21 protein-coding genes are annotated in these 15,504 nt (G+C 60.5%); 7 read left to right on the top strand and 14 right to left on the bottom strand.

The genetic code is table 11. The features are described from left to right. Nucleotides 1-8: 8 nt before the first annotated feature. Nucleotides 9-704 carry a helix-turn-helix domain-containing protein gene (locus NS1_RS10870; RefSeq protein WP_084503658.1) on the bottom strand — a complete coding sequence of 232 codons (696 nt, stop codon included), beginning with the start codon at nucleotides 702-704 and terminating at the stop codon, nucleotides 9-11. A 103-nt stretch (nucleotides 705-807) separates the two neighbouring features. Here NS1_RS10870 and NS1_RS10865 point away from each other — a divergent pair, with 103 nt between their 5' ends. Further along, a complete protein-coding gene (locus NS1_RS10865; protein WP_063816114.1) occupies nucleotides 808-1,671 on the top strand; it encodes a DUF1266 domain-containing protein in 864 nt (287 codons plus the stop codon). Here the strand turns inward: NS1_RS10865 and NS1_RS10860 are convergent. Beyond that, a complete protein-coding gene (locus NS1_RS10860; RefSeq protein WP_062983833.1) occupies nucleotides 1,649-2,536 on the bottom strand; it encodes a hypothetical protein in 888 nt (295 codons plus the stop codon). The two genes, NS1_RS10865 and NS1_RS10860, sit on opposite strands and share 23 nt — an antisense overlap. Before the next feature lie 111 nt (nucleotides 2,537-2,647). Here NS1_RS10860 and NS1_RS10855 point away from each other — a divergent pair, with 111 nt between their 5' ends. Further along, nucleotides 2,648-2,857 carry a DUF5302 domain-containing protein gene (locus tag NS1_RS10855; protein WP_063816119.1) on the top strand — a complete coding sequence of 70 codons (210 nt, stop codon included), beginning with the start codon at nucleotides 2,648-2,650 and terminating at the stop codon, nucleotides 2,855-2,857. Between the two features lie 79 nt (nucleotides 2,858-2,936). Here NS1_RS10855 and NS1_RS10850 read toward each other — a convergent pair whose 3' ends face one another. From NS1_RS10850 to NS1_RS10825, 7 genes are all read right to left on the bottom strand, one after another. Continuing rightward, nucleotides 2,937-3,995 carry a hypothetical protein gene (locus NS1_RS10850; RefSeq protein WP_062983831.1) on the bottom strand — a complete coding sequence of 353 codons (1,059 nt, stop codon included), beginning with the start codon at nucleotides 3,993-3,995 and terminating at the stop codon, nucleotides 2,937-2,939. A gap of 53 nt (nucleotides 3,996-4,048) precedes the next feature. Continuing rightward, entirely contained in the window at nucleotides 4,049-4,426 is a 378-nt protein-coding gene (locus NS1_RS10845; protein ID WP_062983828.1) for a hypothetical protein, read from the bottom strand. Next, the gene (locus tag NS1_RS10840) at nucleotides 4,426-5,118 is read right to left on the bottom strand and encodes a cation efflux transmembrane domain-containing protein (RefSeq protein ID WP_084503644.1); all 693 of its coding nucleotides are present in this window, start codon (nucleotides 5,116-5,118) and stop codon (nucleotides 4,426-4,428) included. Before NS1_RS10840 ends, NS1_RS10845 begins: the two co-directional genes overlap by 1 nt. Next, nucleotides 5,115-5,444, bottom strand: coding sequence for an ArsR/SmtB family transcription factor (locus tag NS1_RS10835; RefSeq protein ID WP_062984100.1), 330 nt, complete (start codon nucleotides 5,442-5,444; stop codon nucleotides 5,115-5,117). Before NS1_RS10835 ends, NS1_RS10840 begins: the two co-directional genes overlap by 4 nt. 250 nt (nucleotides 5,445-5,694) lie before the next feature. Then, complete coding sequence (locus NS1_RS39965; RefSeq protein WP_157125169.1) at nucleotides 5,695-5,862, bottom strand: hypothetical protein; 168 nt, start codon at nucleotides 5,860-5,862, stop codon at nucleotides 5,695-5,697. A 46-nt stretch (nucleotides 5,863-5,908) separates the two neighbouring features. Continuing rightward, nucleotides 5,909-6,376, bottom strand: coding sequence for an NUDIX domain-containing protein (locus tag NS1_RS10830; RefSeq protein WP_062983826.1), 468 nt, complete (start codon nucleotides 6,374-6,376; stop codon nucleotides 5,909-5,911). Then, nucleotides 6,360-7,103 (bottom strand): helix-turn-helix domain-containing protein, encoded by a 744-nt coding sequence (locus NS1_RS10825; protein ID WP_062983824.1) that lies wholly within the window; start codon nucleotides 7,101-7,103, stop codon nucleotides 6,360-6,362. The genes NS1_RS10830 and NS1_RS10825 overlap by 17 nt, the downstream gene beginning before the upstream one ends. 230 nt (nucleotides 7,104-7,333) lie before the next feature. Between NS1_RS10825 and NS1_RS10820 the strand changes: the two genes are divergently transcribed. Beyond that, nucleotides 7,334-7,552 (top strand): hypothetical protein, encoded by a 219-nt coding sequence (locus NS1_RS10820; protein ID WP_157125168.1) that lies wholly within the window; start codon nucleotides 7,334-7,336, stop codon nucleotides 7,550-7,552. A 169-nt stretch (nucleotides 7,553-7,721) separates the two neighbouring features. Continuing rightward, the gene (locus NS1_RS10815) at nucleotides 7,722-8,036 is read left to right on the top strand and encodes a helix-turn-helix domain-containing protein (protein ID WP_062983814.1); all 315 of its coding nucleotides are present in this window, start codon (nucleotides 7,722-7,724) and stop codon (nucleotides 8,034-8,036) included. On the opposite strand, the gene NS1_RS10810 is transcribed toward NS1_RS10815, so the two are convergent. Then, nucleotides 8,033-8,650, bottom strand: a complete 618-nt coding sequence (locus NS1_RS10810) for a hypothetical protein (protein ID WP_062983812.1) — start codon at nucleotides 8,648-8,650, stop codon at nucleotides 8,033-8,035. The two genes, NS1_RS10815 and NS1_RS10810, sit on opposite strands and share 4 nt — an antisense overlap. Nucleotides 8,651-8,806: 156 nt before the next feature. Here NS1_RS10810 and NS1_RS39960 point away from each other — a divergent pair, with 156 nt between their 5' ends. Then, nucleotides 8,807-9,316, top strand: coding sequence for a hypothetical protein (locus NS1_RS39960; protein WP_157125167.1), 510 nt, complete (start codon nucleotides 8,807-8,809; stop codon nucleotides 9,314-9,316). A gap of 121 nt (nucleotides 9,317-9,437) precedes the next feature. Here the strand turns inward: NS1_RS39960 and NS1_RS10805 are convergent, their stop codons facing one another. From NS1_RS10805 to NS1_RS39955, 4 genes are all read right to left on the bottom strand, one after another. Then, a complete protein-coding gene (locus NS1_RS10805) occupies nucleotides 9,438-10,586 on the bottom strand; it encodes a UvrD-helicase domain-containing protein (protein WP_255284498.1) in 1,149 nt (382 codons plus the stop codon). 5 nt (nucleotides 10,587-10,591) lie between these two features. Next, nucleotides 10,592-12,208, bottom strand: coding sequence for an ATP-dependent nuclease (locus NS1_RS10800; RefSeq protein WP_062983808.1), 1,617 nt, complete (start codon nucleotides 12,206-12,208; stop codon nucleotides 10,592-10,594). 294 nt (nucleotides 12,209-12,502) lie between these two features. After that, on the bottom strand, nucleotides 12,503-13,486 hold the full coding sequence (locus NS1_RS10795) for a hypothetical protein (RefSeq protein ID WP_062983806.1): 984 nt from the start codon (nucleotides 13,484-13,486) through the stop codon (nucleotides 12,503-12,505). Beyond that, the gene (locus tag NS1_RS39955) at nucleotides 13,483-13,623 is read right to left on the bottom strand and encodes a hypothetical protein (RefSeq protein ID WP_157125165.1); all 141 of its coding nucleotides are present in this window, start codon (nucleotides 13,621-13,623) and stop codon (nucleotides 13,483-13,485) included. Before NS1_RS39955 ends, NS1_RS10795 begins: the two co-directional genes overlap by 4 nt. 672 nt (nucleotides 13,624-14,295) lie before the next feature. Between NS1_RS39955 and NS1_RS38940 the strand changes: the two genes are divergently transcribed. After that, the gene (locus tag NS1_RS38940) at nucleotides 14,296-14,949 is read left to right on the top strand and encodes an amidase domain-containing protein (protein ID WP_084503643.1); all 654 of its coding nucleotides are present in this window, start codon (nucleotides 14,296-14,298) and stop codon (nucleotides 14,947-14,949) included. Nucleotides 14,950-14,967: 18 nt separating this feature from the next. Then, a complete protein-coding gene (locus NS1_RS10780; protein ID WP_062983803.1) occupies nucleotides 14,968-15,465 on the top strand; it encodes a hypothetical protein in 498 nt (165 codons plus the stop codon). The last annotated feature ends 39 nt before the right edge of the window (nucleotides 15,466-15,504 follow it).

Genomic DNA, 15,504 nt, shown 5'->3' with positions numbered 1-15,504 from the left:
ACGCCCGATCAGCGGATTTGCAGGGTGCGCACCGAGCATCCCGCCAGGTCACGGACCTCCCGGGATAGGTGTGCCTGGTCGGCGAAGCCGGTCACCGCGGCGATTTGCGCGGCGGAAATTCCGGTGCGAAGCCCCGCCAACGCACGTTGAAAACGCAGAATGCGGGCCAACATCTTGGGTCCGTAGCCGAAGGCGAACAGGGAACGCCGGTGCAACATCCGGGCCGACATCCCCGTCTGAGCGGCGGTTTCGGCGACTGTCGCGCCGATCGACAGGGAATCGACGACGGCGGTGAGCGCCGGATCGGCCGCACCGTTATCGGCGGCGAATCGTAATGCGACCGCCTCCAAGGCAGCAACGCGGTCGGGCGCGTTGTCGATGCGGTCGACGAGTTCCCTGGTGGTGCGCGAGGGTGCTATCTCGGCCAGGTCGACCCGCTGATTCAGCAGTTCCACCGCGGGAATCCCGAGCAACGTGGGCGCGGTGCCCGGCGCGAACCTGATGCCGACGAACTCGCTCGCCCGCGCGCTCGGCGCGAGGAACGCGCGACTGTCCGGGCCCGCCACCATCAGCGTGCCCTCGGTCCAGATCAGATCCATGCAGCCGTCGGGGAACACCGTGACGGGACCGGTGTGGGCGGGCATGGTTCGCGACCAGACCACCGCTCGGTCCAGTCTCGATTCGCGTTCCCGGTATTCCGCCACACTTGCGACGGTAGCCCTCCCCACCGACAGGCAGTTGCCGCACCGCATTCACCAGGTACGTAAGATTCGACGCCACGACGTTCGGCTCGGCAGAGGGGCGCCAATGCAACCGACAGCATCAGTGCAGGGTGGACGGCCACGGGTGGCGGGGTTTCCCGGAGCGGATATAGATATCGAGCCGGACGTGTGGTCCGGGGCGAGGATCGACGACGACCGGATCAGGGCTTTGGCCGTCGGTGCGTATTACGGGCGCAGTTGGGGCGCGCAGTGCGACGGCGTCGCGTTCCTGCCGGAGGAGCCCGACAGCACCTCGACGCGTCGGGAGACCGCGATCGAAGGACTGCACGAGTCGTGGGGTGTCGACAACGCCGAGGACGCGCACGACACCGTGCGGCGGTTGCTGGCCGGAATGCACGCGCCGCTGTTCGAACTCGTCCATCCGCTCGCCGTCATGGCCGCGAGCGACACCGGCCGGGTGGACCGGTCCGGGTTGGCCGACGAACACCGCGAATTCCTGCACACGCTGTCGAGTTTCCGCGGCTATCGCGGGCCTGCCGGCATCGATCGCGACTACGACGCGTGGCTGCAGGCCATCAAGCTCGGCATCACCGACAGCCTGCCCACGCCGCTGCAGATCGACGCCACCGCATGGGATCTGGCTCGGCTGGTGTTCATCGCCCGTGCCGCCTGCACAGCGGGGTATCTGACCGAGGACGAGGCGTGGGAGCACATGCTGACCGGGCTGGATCGGGCGCGTCAGCACTATCGCAACTGGCGACAGTTCGGCGACGGGTTCCTCACGGGAGCGATCTTCTGGGCGGCCACGCAGGACCTGTCGGCCGCGAAAAGCCAAGTGGCCGAACGCAGGCGGATGATCGCGGGGCTGCACCTTCGACCGTCGAGTCCGTGGCGGCGGGTGGCCCTGCATCCGGGTGCGCCGGTGTTCAGCCCGGCATCGTCAGCATGATGCCCACGGCTTGACGGCGGAACGGGTCGTCGTCGACCATCCCCAGTTTGCGGCGTTCCACCAGCAGTTGCCATTCGCCGAAGAGGTCGGCCGAGCAGGGCATGGACTGTGTGATGGATCCGTCGACGTGCTCGATTTCGCAGGCCAGGCGGACGGCCTCGGTGATGCGGGTGAAGTCGGCGGGTTCCCAGTCGACGAAGTCCAGCTCGGTGCCCGCGCCCGAAATTCGCAGGGTGGCAACCTGTCCGGGAGTCGTGCGCACTTCGGCATCGGTGAGCACCGAGACCGGGAATTCGTAGACCGCCCACGCGGAGACGAAGAGCAAGCGCAGAGTCGTGATCGCGACCAGACCCGGCGCACCTTCGTGCCCGGCTTGGGCTAGTTCGAGGACGTACTCGTCGGTGCGGGCGCAGCTGTGCAGGATGTCTATCTCGCGTAAGGAGTTGCCCGCGTGGCGCATTCGGTGTGCTGCCGCGGTGACATCGGGACGTCTTCGACCGTTCGAACCCTGAACGGATTGCGGTGGAACGAGATCAGGCCGGGGCGGAAACACCCTACGTAGGCTGACCAAGTCGCGTTCGACGGCTCTGATCAGGGCCTGCGCCTGCGCACGTAGGCCGGTTTCGAGGAACACCGGCACCGGGTGCCGATCCGTCGGCGCACCGTTGACCACGAACTGCGCCGACCGGAAGAACAGCAGCAGCGCCATCTGCCCGTCCTCGGTGTTCGCGAGCGCGATCCTGGCCAGTTCGGCCACACCGACGTCGAGCGCGATCTCGTTGTCGGCGCGCAGCGGCGTCGTCACCAGTCGCCCGTCCGCATACCGGACCGCGACTCGCGCACCCCATACTTCGATCAAAGCCACGTCCCTCCTGGCCTGCCCCGCATCGGTGGATCCTACCGAGGGGCCGTCGCGGGCAGGTCGATGGTCCTGCCGATGGTGTGCGAACGTGCACTGAGGTGGCAGGCTGTAGGGATGCCCGATGAACAGGAAGTCTCCGCCGAACAGTCCGCGGACGCGATCGAAACTCCGGAGGAGGCGACGAAGCGGAGGTTCCGCGAGGCGCTCGAGCGGAAGAACGGCCACTCCTCCGCGGGTGGGGCCGCCCAGAATTCCGCCAAAGTGCGTGGGACGCATGCGCAGGCGGGCGGGAAGCGGACCTTCCGCCGTCGCGCAGGCGGATAGTTCCGCACCAAGCGGACTCCCCCTTCCCTGCGCCGCCGGTAATCACCTTGCGGCGCAGGGATTTTCGGGAGATCGGGAGTTACTGCAAGCGGGAGGTATCGGCGTCCGCTTCGGTTCGAACGGCGTTCTCGAAGGTGGTGCCGCTGTCGGCTTCGCTGAAGACCAGCCAACATCCCCGGATGGCGCCGAGCAGGTCTTCGAGTAGATCGATCGCGGGGCGGGTGGGGTCGAGGCGGCAGATGCGGTAGCCGTCGGTCCAGTCTTCGGGATCGTCGTCGTCGTCGCGTTCCTCGATTTCCTGCGCGGCCTCGATGATGCCGTCCAGGTCACGAACCTTGCCTTCGGAAACGGCGATGGCATCGGCGATCAGGTCGACCACCACCTGGGTCGGCGTCTCCCCCGCGCCGAGCCGTTCCAGGACCACGGTCGGCGTTTCCACCTGGAGTGCTTCGATGTCGTCCGCCTCGGCGACCACGTCCACCGGCTCGAGGCCCGTGATCTCCCCGGCCACCGTCGCCGCGGCCCGCAGCCAGTGCGCGGCGGCGACCGATGCGGCGGCGGGGTCCAATTCGGTGAACAGGTCGATCGTGCCCAACGGGTTGGCCCGCAGCAGGCTGTCCGCCGCGTGCACCTGCACCGGGGAGATCTCCGGGCGGGTGAGTTCGACGGCCTGCCTGGCCCGGCCTGCCAGATCGCCCAGTTCCGCGGCGATGATCGCCGCCTGCTCGGTGAGCACCTCGTTCACCACACGGTCCACCAGGCTCGCGTCACCGATCGCGTGGAGCACGCGACCCACGTGGTGCGCGGATTCCTCGATGGGGCTGTAGAAAACCAGCATGCACCCGTCCTCGTCGGGCAGATTGGGGGTGCGCAGCGCGGCTTCGACCTTCTCGAAGCGATTGCGCTCCTCCGCCCGCCGCCACGCTTCCCCGTTCTCGATATCGGGATCCCCGGCAGCGGTCGCCGGATGGGTGTAGGTCCGCCACTGGAACCGTGCCAGACTCGCCAGCGCCGCCGCCAGCTCCACCCCGTGCTCCGTTTCCGGCACCTCGGCGATCGTCTCGGCGAGATCACCCCGACCGGTCCCCCAGGTAGCGACCAGCGTTCCCGCCCCCGAGTCGTATGCATACCGCGTCATTCGCTCAGTTCTACGTGGCCCACTCGCACCACCCTCCACCAGGGTCTACCGGATCAGAGCGGAGCCTGTCCGAAGCCGGGGACGAACCGTCCCGTCGTCGCGAGGTAGGCGCGGTAGTGCGCGCCGTGAACCCGTGTCAGATAGGGCTCTTCGACGGCCCGCACCTGGATAACGAATCCGCCGGCCTGAATCGGTATCGCGGACAGAGCCCCGATCGGGGCTACGACACCAGCGAGCTGAAGCAACGATGACGCCGTTCCGACCACGATCGCGGCGACGAAACCGACGCCGGCGAGCCATTCGAGCGAGCCGGGTCGCCCGCCGATGCCGTGGAAACCGGTCGACCCCGTCGCCTGATACTGGCGCCAACTGCGCCAGCCGAAGCCCAGCAGGCCGAACACCAGATACAGAACGAGCGCGCAGATCGCCATCATGTGGTTCCTCGATCGTCGTTGTCACAGCAGCCGCGAGGGGCGACATCGGTAGATGTTGTCGCACAGCAGGTTTCGCCCTGCCAGGCGTTGATTCCTTCTTTGACCGCGATCACTGCGATCACCAGCGCCGCGAGCGGATCGGCCCACGACCAACCGAACAGGCTGTTGAGCAGCAGGCCGACCAGCAGCACGGCCGAGAGATGGGTGCACAACAGGGTTTGCTTGGAATCGGCCACGACGGAGGCGGACCCGAGTTCGCGCCCGGCCCTGCGTTGCGCGGCGGACAACACCGGCATGATCACCAGACTCGCGGCCGCCAGCCCGATCCCGACCATCGAATGCCGCGCCTCACCGACCCCGAGCAACGAACGGACGGCATCCACAGCGACATAGCCGGCCAGCGCGAAGAACGAGAACGCGATCACCCGCAGCGCCACCTTCTCCCGCGCCGCCGGATCGCGCCCGGCGAACTGCCACGCCACCGCTGCCGCCGAGGACACCTCGATCACCGAGTCCAGCCCGAACCCGATCAACGCCGAAGAGGACACCCGCGCTCCTTCGGTCAGCGCGACGACCGCCTCGACCACGTTGTAGCTGATCGTCGCCGCGACCAACCACCGAATCCGGCTCGCCAAGAACGCCTTGCGCACCGAACTCGGCGCCACCGGCATCCCGATCGCATTCATCAGCAGCAGCCATCCGATTCCGCCGCCGGGCAGCAGGCCGGATCGACAGCAAGCACCAGTCCGACCAGATCGTCCAACGCCCGCCCGATCCGTGGATCGGCGAGCTCATAACGACTACGCCGTCCCTCGGAAACCGCGACGACCAGGCCACATCCACGCAGGCAGGCCAGATGATTGGACAGAATCTGACGCGAGACACCGATCGCCTCGGCAAGCTCGGACGGATAGCCCGGTTTCTTGCGCAGACTGAGCAGGATCTTGGTTCTGGTCGAGTCCGAGAGGGCGTACCCGAACCGGGAGAGCGCGTCGGTCTGCACCGTGGATTCCATGGTCTGATAGTACATCTGAATCTGTATTCAGGATATTATGTACTAATTGCGTCGCTGAGCGAACACGAAAAAGCCCCTCACCTGCGTGTCAGGTGAGGGGCTCTGAGTGGAGCTGCCGGGAATCGAACCCGGTTCGGGGTGTTGGCAGAAGTATCGATATGGGCTTGAACTGCGAAATTACATCACTTTGAATCACCCTAGATCACGGGGTTTCTCGACGAATTGTGCCCAAAATGTGCCCACTGGGCAGCTACGCCGTCGGCGGCTCGAGGCCTGCCGCGAGATAGGCGTCGATCTCGCCCTGCCCGGGCGGGAACTTGTGGCCTGTGATCTGTTCCGCTAGCCGTCGGCCTCGAGTGATCTCCTCGGGCGCCATCTTCACGCGGCGGAATTTCGGGCTGTCCTCGAGTGCGCCCACTACAGCCTCACCGCAGAGTGTGGGCGAAATGTGGGCAGCCGAACGACTACCCGAACCAAGTCCGACCCTCGAGGTGGTGCGCGATCCGCAGCCGCATCGTGTCGTGCATCGGCATCGCCTCGAGGTCGGCGGGATCGACCCATTCCACCGCAGTGGACTCGCTCGAGACAGCCAGTTCGCCGCCGGCCACTGCGGCGTAGAAGGTGACGTTGAACTCCTGGCGCACCTCGCCGTCGGCATAGGCGATGACGTGGGCCGGGTCGGTGTAGATGCCGAGCAGCCCGGTAATCGTCACCTCCAGCCCGGTTTCCTCGCGGGTCTCGCGGATCACGCACTGTTCCAGGGTTTCGCCGAGATTCATTGTCCCGCCGGGGAATGACCAATTGCCAGAGTCGGCCCGGCGTTGCAGCAGAATCCGCCCGACAGCGTCCACCACGAGCGCGGAACCACCGGGTATCAGTGAGTTCGGTTGTGGCGCGGCCGGATCGCGGTAGTAGTCAGTCCTGCGGCCCATAACGGTTCACCGTCCCCCAAATCTGTTCGAACTGGTCGGCGTAAGACGCGAATATGCCGTGCGCCGATAGGCGGCGCAGCAGCAGCGCAGGATGCTGGTACCCACGCGCGCGCACCAGATACGGAGTAACCAGCATCGTGTCGTCGAACCGGAACACGGAGTTGTAGAGGTGGGTGCGATGCAGCCCGACCGTACACCCGGGCGTCGAGTCCAGCGGTCCGAGCATCGAGAGCGCGTTGCGGATACGGCCGGGGAGAGTGCCCTGCATCTGTTCGAGTTGGTCGCGTTCAGTGACATGGGCGCATTCAGGGTCGGCGAAAGCCATCCGGGCCGTTGCGCCCGCAGCGCACTTCTCGGCGATGATCTCGGCAGCGTTGGGCAGGAGTTCGAACACGAACGGGTAGGCGTAGCCGAGGATGTCGATCCGCTGAGCAGAGTCGAGTAGCAGCCCGGTCCATACGTCGTTCGGGATATCGGCCCGGTGCGCGTAGGCGGCGAGGATTTCCGATGTTGCTGGGCTACCGGCGGCTAGATCGGGTCTCGCCTGCGGCCAGAGACTGCTCTCGGTCTCGCCGAGCGCGTCCGCGACCGCAATCCGGCTGCGCCGGTGCGGAATCCGGCCAGACATCCACCGAGAGACCGTCTTGGCGTCGACGCCGACCGTGGCCGCGAGAGCCGCTGAGTCGAGCCCAGCTCGCAGCATCGCCGTTTCCAACCGCTGTGCCATATCCGAACGGTACGGGACGTTTACGGGACGCGGCAGACGTTCCGAGGTGTCTACCGAAACGTCCTCGCGACTGTTCCGCCGTCCCGGTCCTCGGCGCGAACCTGTGCATAGGCCGCGGCGCCAGTTGACCACCGAGTCGCTGGCGTCGGGGCACCTCAACTCGACAGAGAAGGCGGGCTATGTGGGGGCCGAAATCATCCGTGCCGGAACAGCCGACCGTGTGGAGCATCATGAGGCGACTGGCCGAGGAGGCAGACCAGCAAGGGCAGCCGTCGCCGATCCTCGATCACAGCGCGCCGCGGGAACTGCTCACCGACGAGCAGGCACACGCCGTCATGCAGACGCATCGCGCATGTGAGCGGTGGCTGTGTCCGCGCAAGGCGGCAGCGTGGAACGTGCTTGTCACGGCGGGTCGAATCGTTCCGCGACCGGCGAATGGGTCGATGTGACGGGCGAGCAGGCCGCGTGGGAGCTGGCAGAGCTGGACGCCGATGTTGCCGCGGCGCTCGCGGCAATCGGTGGCAATGAGCCGATGGACCCACGCCCCCTGTCACCCGCTCTTCGGGTACGCGGGCATGAAAAAAGCCCCCCACCTGTACTAACAGGTGGAGGGCCTTGGTGGAGCTTGCGGGAAAGTACTCGAAAAAGTGGCAGGACATCCACGGCCTCACCCGCCTGAACGATCGCCTGACGACGGCGCAGCCGCGCACCGAGCAGACGCCGCCGCCGAGCACACCACGTCCGACGAAGAAGCTGCTGACCGCCGAGGAGGTAGCGGACATCGCGGCCAAGTACGAAGCCGGGGCATCGATGGTGCAGCTGCGGACAGCGCACCGGATGGCGAAGCGGACGGTAGCGAGGGTGCTGCAAGAGGCGGGGGTAGTTGTGCGGCCAAAGGGCGGGCGGAGCGCCGTCGGTAGACGTTTCGACTAGAAAAACGACGCCAAGACGTTGCGGCTCAGCTCGCCGCGCGCGTCAATAAGCTTCTTCTGAGAGATGCCGCGCGACCGAAGTTCGCCAACCACGGCGCGCAGCTCATCCTTGAGAACATCATGCGCCGCGCGGCAGCGGAGGTTGGCGTCTGCCTCATTCGGTGCAACCTCTCGACCGAGATAGTCCTCCAAGTTAGGGACGAACTCATCGGAAAAGTCGTAGTACATCTCACCAAGCTGAATGAACCGCTCAAAGATTGGTTTAATAGCCGGGGCTGATGACCATTCGGGAACTTGGTTCGGATCCTTAAGTTTGTGCTGGATGAAGCCGTCACTTACCGACTCAGGCACCTCCCAATAGTTGGGAATACTCTGCGCATAGAATCCCCAATGCAATAAGGCTTTTGAATCGGACTTCGATCCATTTTCCCGAACATGCGCAATTAGATTTAGCGCATCAAACACAGCCTGCCGAATTATCGGGTTTAGCTCTTTCATCTGCTTGTCGGTCAGATGCTCGACATGAAATTCTTCCATGGCGTTGCGCACGACCATAGAGACAAGCAGCGTTTCCCGCTGAACCGTAGACAACGATGCGAATTCATCGATTTTCATGTCGCCATTTAACAATTTCGAGGCTCACCTGTCAATGCCAACCAGCATCGGACTCGCATTGCCATTTGACAAAAACTCCTCATTTGCATCAACAGGACACGCCATATCCACCGAATTGAATCCGATTCGACTACCTGATCAGATATCCTTTAAGTCATGAGCCAACCAACTTACTCATACCTGCCCAACGAGTGCAATATTCCAGATTTCACCGACCTGCAACATCCCCAGATAGTGCTTGTGGCTGCAAAGACATTTATCGGCGAACTGACGCCCGCACTATCAACCTGGAATGAACGGCAACTCTTCTTAAACCTCGTCCGCATAACCGACCGGGCGATCGTAGACTTCGGACTTGCAAGCCTAGCGCTACAGGACTACATAGCTTTTCGCTACGAGGGGCGAATAAGCACTCTCTTTACTGCAATATCACATGTAGAATCCGGAGTCAACGCTCTCGCGCGATGCACCCGCTACGCCAATGCCCTAAAATCCATCAAAGAAGCACCCCCTATTCAAAACAAGAAACTACCGTCAAGGACAGTGCAATTTCGCATTCGCAACCTCCGCAATGCTATCGAACACACTGATGGTTCACTGGCAGATAACAAGATTCGCCCGGACACGTTGGCGATGCTCCATGTTTTGATGATAGAGCCGAACTAGAAGGGGTCTCGCTTACATGGAATGAAATCGAGGACACCGTCCGAAAATTTCACACACTGAACACTCTCCTGATTGAATCGCCACAATAGCTACAACTGCGCGCACCTTGTGGCATCGCGTACTATCGTACGGTAGCGGACACAAGGTCAGTGGGGCTCCTTTCGGGAGCCGCAATCGTAAACATCAATTGATTGTCTGGCCGCCAGATGTTGAGTGACGTCTTTTCGGGTTTGTCCAGCACAAACGCAACACTGTAAACCGCTCGAGTGACAGCGACATACAGGCCAAAAGCAGATATTGGGGCTAGCGGAGTTTTCTTGATAAGAAAATCCTTCATAGGTTTGGTTGGAAATACCAACACGCGTTTGTATGTCAGCCCTTTTGCTAGTCCAAAGTTGACGGCGATTGCGCCAGTCGAAATTTTGGTTGCAATACTCTGTCGCAAGCATACGGGCTGAAACACGCGAAGGTACTCATTGAGGTCGTCTATTGAAATTGCGAATACACCGTCGTGATCAGATTCTGCGGTCTGCAAGGATTCGGTTGGTGGGAACCCGGTGGCCGAACCAAAGATGGAATCTGAGAACGTCGCAATGGGCTGATTGCACCGCCATGTTGTAGAGACGTGCCGGACAGCCAGCAGGCCGCGGTCTGACAGCTCATCGAACCACTGGAGCTTGCCGAGGCCTCGGAACCGAGGCAGGCGCTTGTCATTTATGTTAGTACTGATGAGTGACTGGCGAACATCTCCGACTAGATGCACTTGAATTGTCGATTTGAGTAGCAACTCAACGACGTCGAGGTCACTCCCGGTCAAGTCCTGGACCTCGTCGATGTATATCTCACCGTAGAGTCGCTGTAGGCGCTCAATGACGCTGCCTTGGGCAGCGGTGGCAACATCCATCGCCAACTTTGATAGGAACATCTTGTAAGCACGCGAGTTTGAGTCAAGGAAGCGCTTCTCGCCTTTGGCTGATACGTATCCTTGCTTATTAACTGCGGGACTACCTTCGAAGTTAAGCCCCTTCAATCTGCGTCCTGGGTACATAAGAGGAAGAAACGGCCGAACCCAATGCTGCATGAGGAACGCATACCAGCCCAACACGTCTGGGCGGTTCTCGGGTGCGCACTCAGCATTCAGGCGACGCTCCAAATCACGTTGACCACTCAGAGTAAACGTGATAATAAGGCGGCGGCATCCAGGCATTCCGTTTTTGCAAGCATCAATGATGGATTGGGTCTTGCGTGCACCCGCAACCGCGTGAGTCATAGAATTCACGAGACGAACTCCACCGCATCCAATATATACTGCGGATACTTCACTTCAAGATTCGACTCCGCTAGCTTCAAAGCCCATTCGGTCTTTTTGGAGGTCATCCATTCAACGGTTGTTTTCTTAGGGTCCTTAATTTCAAATAGAGAACGAAGGGCAGTATCGTCGTTTACGTTTAGGAATTGAGGTTCTAGCGTCTTGCCTCCACTCGGCTCGCCGATGTAGATTTCACGACTACCAGCCTTTAGAAAATATTGGAGCTTATTACTCCAGTGGCTAGGGTCTTTGTTGTCATTGTCGCGAATTACTGCGACTTGACGGTCGAGTGCTTTGCAAAGTTGTAGGGCGCGACCAAAAGCAAGGCCAGCCATCGAGACGACATCGACGCCTAGCTCCATTGGTGATCTCCCGTCATGCTTGTCTCGGAATGCGCGCTGGAAAACCATGTCATCGGTGGGACCCTCAACCAGGACGAGCTTTTCGGCGAGGACAAGCCGAAGCGTGTCATAGCCCGAAAGCTTCTTGAAGTACGTGACAGTATCCCTGGTTAGCGATTCGAATGCGGTATGACGGCCGCCGCTTAGCAAAATAAGCTTGTCGAGGCCGAGGCGATTCAATACGAACGAACTATGGGTCGTGACGAATACCTGACGGCTTCCTGCCAGGGTTTCAATGCGTGATACGAGCTTCGTTAAGCTTGTATGCGAGAGGTGATTCTCAGGCTCCTCCACCAGTACGAATGCCGTATTTTCTGCCGTCCGATTCATAGCCAGGGCAATTTTTATTGCAGCCTGTTGCCCTTGGCCCGCCATAGCGAACGGCACGTCCGCAACCTGTGGAACGATACCGTTAATCCAGGATGACCCTGCGGACTGGTCCATGTGGAGCGCAATAGGCTTATCGTAGAATGTATGACTCTCAGTTGCGATTCGTTCATTGGCCGAGACCAGCGCCTGGGCGGTTATATCATGTCGGGCGCTGCGGTGCGCAATAGAAATTGCCGCCATCTCTTTTGGCTCGATGAAGTCCGCAATCATTTCGCGGGTTTGGTAGTCCACACCCGATGATGACCGAATCGTGCGAGAGTCAACCACAGCAACGCCGAGAGACTTTGGTCGCCGAGTAACAACTTGGTCAGAAAAATCCCGCCACTCGATTTCGTACCATTCGGTCGGCAGCATTTCGGAACGGCCAGCATCGCTTTTATATCTGGCAATATACTCGGCGAACTCCTCCCGATAGATATCGGACGGAGCGATTACAATTCGAATGCCAGCAGCTTTGTCCTGACGTGAGTTGTGGACACCAAGCATCTCTTGAACGCTGTCATCACTATCTGAGAAGTACAGCTCAATCAGAATTTCTGGCGGCGCTAGCGGAGTATTCGTATTGAGAGAATTGAAATAGTTTTGCACATGCGTACGATTAAACCAGTACGGACTTAGCTCATCAGCCGCCCATCGCCCCCCAACACGACATGTCAACGCCAAAGATATAGCTTCAAGCAGGGTTGATTTTCCGGCCTCGTTGTCTCCAACGATAATGTTTAGACCATCATTTGGCACGAGTTCGAAATCATCGAACAATCGATAGCCTTTAATGATGATACGAGTAATCATTTCACCTCTATTGTCTCACGAAATCTTCTTACGGAAAAGCGGACAACGCGATTGCCAGACGGACTTCCTGGCGCTTTACAACTACGTGGAGAGGTGGACTCCTCCGGGTCTACGCAGGGATGATAGCGGATTCAGATTGGACTGTGCAAAGCCGAAGCTGTGTGTGCTAATTGTTTGCTAGCCGTAGAACGGTCATCGCTCAACGTTCGGAGTAACGTGCCTGTTCGGAAGTAGTTTTTACTTCATTTAGTGACCCTCGCGAACGGAATGGCATCGCTGGTTGGGGCTGCTCCCTCACCCACACAAAACCCACCCACTCCGTGGCAACGCCCATCCGTCGAAGCCGACGCGGACGGACTGGCCAGTGACGGAGTCCGGGGTGCGTTCAATGCGTGTGGCCTGGCTACTAGCGATGAAGCCGAGGACGCTGACGCGCTCGATGCCGCAGTCGCTGTAGTCAAGTTCGATGTCGATGCCGTGGGTTGGCTGATCGATCCCGATGTACAGCAGGTTGCCGCGCTGTTCAGTGACCGTGCGGTAGGTGAACGCGACAATGACCGGCTCCTCGGCTTCGGACTCATCAAGGCGCAGCGGCACCGTGTAGATCTGTCCGTTCTTCCTCGTCGCTCGACGGATCGGGCGATCCTCCCCGTTGACGCTGTACTGAACCAGTTCAAAGGCAGTCCACGAGGCGGCATCAAGGCTGGGCTTCGGCGTGAGATACCAGGCGGACGTACCGTTGTCGTCACGGCTGATTTCGCCGTACTCGGCCCGGTCGGAAGTGACGGCAAATCGGTGGACTGGATGTTTCGGTACGACGCTGTACTCCCAGCGGACCGTGACATCGAACAGTGGTGAACCGGTTGCGGATTCGACAGGAGCACCGGCGGTGCTCCTGTCAGGTATACCTGACAGCGGGGACAAGCGAATCTCAACGCGAGCATCGTGCCGCCGTTCGGGTGCCCGAATGGCCTGGTCACGGATGTCGCGGTAGACCTCGTCAGCGAAGGTTGCGTCGCCCAGGCGGATCGACAGGCTGTTGCGGATGATGTCGTCGAGCATTTCGGGGTTGGCGACGCGGACGAGATCGTCGTTGCCGAACGCGAATCCTTGGATGACGGCATCGCGCATGTTGGGCGATGTTTCGGCGAGCACTCGCTTGAGGCGAGCAGTGTCGCGGGCTTCCCGATCCTTGCCGAGGGCGTAGTCGATGCCGAGGCCGAGAACACCGGCGACGAGGAGAGTTCCGCCAACTTCGGTCCACGGGAAAAAGTTCAACCTGGACAGTTCGGGAAGAGTGGGCAACCGTTGCCGAAGATCATGAACGCCACGCCGACGCCCGCAACAACGATCGCGGCGATGATCGCGGCGATCATCGTTTGGAGCCTGATGATGCGGTCGAGCGGATCGTGCATATGTTGCACTCATTGTATTAAGCGTCACAGTGCTTGGATAGCCCAAATGCCAAGGGCTGCAATGACTCTGGCCAGTTCGCCGTTGCAGCCCGAGGTCACGTGAGAGCTACCTCCTAGCCCAAGAATCCGTCGCCACCCATGGTTCACCTCCCCTGTAGAGGGTTCCCGTGCCAAGGACGAGGCCGGGTGAGAAATATCCTCACTTGGGATATTGGCCGCCGCAGGGTGGTCTTTCGGGGTGGACAAGTCGCTGTATTCGGCCGACTACCTGCGGTTTTGCGAGTTGCTCCGTCAGCTTCGGATCGACAGCGGCTTGACCCAGGTGGATGTCGCCGAGCGCTTGGACAAGCCCTAATCGTTCGTCAGCAAGTACGAATCGGGTGAGCGGCGGCTGGACATGGCCGAGACACGCTCGATTGCGGAGGCGATTGGGACGACGCTGGAAGCGGTTGCCGCGCAGTTAGGTTGGTAGTCCCCACCGGAACTGCTGGTCGCGGCTGCCGACTCGGCGCGCCTGAATGACGTGTCGTCGGCGTGTCCTCTAATCACGATCGACCGCAGGTACTCTGGGGTTTGGAGACCATGGTGCGTGGGTATAGCACGCCACGCACCGTGGGCATCTAGCGGCCGCGAACAAGCGGTCCACTCACAAGATGTCATGAGGGAGACCTGATGAACGGCAAAGCTTCTCGGGCAGTGATCTCTACGCTCCTCGCTCTCGTCGGAGCACTAGCACTCAGTTCAGTACTGCTACCGGCAACTGCAAATGCGAAGTTTGGTGCCTTCGAGCGCTTGCAAGCAGCCAACTCGGCGATCAAGTGGAACGACTCTCCGTACGTTTTCCCGTTGAGCGACTGCACGTTTTATGTTTCTTCGGCTCTATGGGATGGCGGGCTTCCGTCTACATCGGACTGGACACCGAAAACATCTGATACGTCCAAATTGGCTTCAAAGAATATTCTGAATCCGGGACCGAGTAAAGCGGCGGCTAGCGCAAACGAATTCGCTAAGTACATGAAGAGCTCCAAGACGGCAGTCGTGAAACTTATAACGTGGAGTGACAACACGGCGGCGGGTGCCGAGCTTGCCGATGTGATCGCTTTCGACTGGGACGGTGGGGCAAATATCTGGACTGGAAGCAATAACGATAAGACGGAAATTGACCACTTGGCGATCGTGACTGGATTCACCGACAAGCACTACCCGTTGGTCAGCCAGCACTCGCCAACACGACTCAACCGCTATTGGTCTTGGGACGAAGGCAGCAACAACTGGATCGAGTTTTCCCACAAGGGCGCACGGGCCTACTTGATTCATTTCGTGTAAGAATTTACACTGGAACAAATGATCAACACAACTTCATACTTCACGCAGGATGCGATCGGCTCACTCGGTCGCATCCTGTCGTTTTTCTCCAAGGAGCCGGGGTTTGGGTCTGAGTGGCAACAGGGCGTATTTTGGCTACTGACGCCGTTAAAAGAATATATCCCGACATCCGAACACCTGAACAGTTTGCCGTGGTATCTGGTACAGGTTCCGTTGGAATATGGTTTCGTCGGCTATCTGGACATAAACGCGGCTGCCCTGGTGCTCTTACTGCTAATCGGCCTCATCGTCGTTGCGCCAGTGATGACCATCAACAAACGTCCCGAGGTGCGCCAAGCCGGATTCGTGGCTGCGGGATTTGGCGTGCTTTTTGGGCTGACGGTTTTCCTGTACAACGTCGTCATATGGCCGTGGGGCGTTTCGGCGCTATGGGTGAGGTTTGTGCCGCTCGGGGTGACCGCGATAGCGGTGGGCATATCGTTTGCCATCTGCCGAAGACGGATACGTCGACGCTAAATTGCCAGCCGGGTGTTGCGGGCATGGTTTTGCAAGCAC

The organism is Nocardia salmonicida NBRC 13393 (genome assembly GCF_001613085.1).
Lineage (GTDB): Bacteria > Actinomycetota > Actinomycetes > Mycobacteriales > Mycobacteriaceae > Nocardia > Nocardia salmonicida.
The sequence above is the reverse complement of the archived record's forward strand: the minus strand, read 5'-3'. Positions and strand labels throughout refer to the sequence as shown.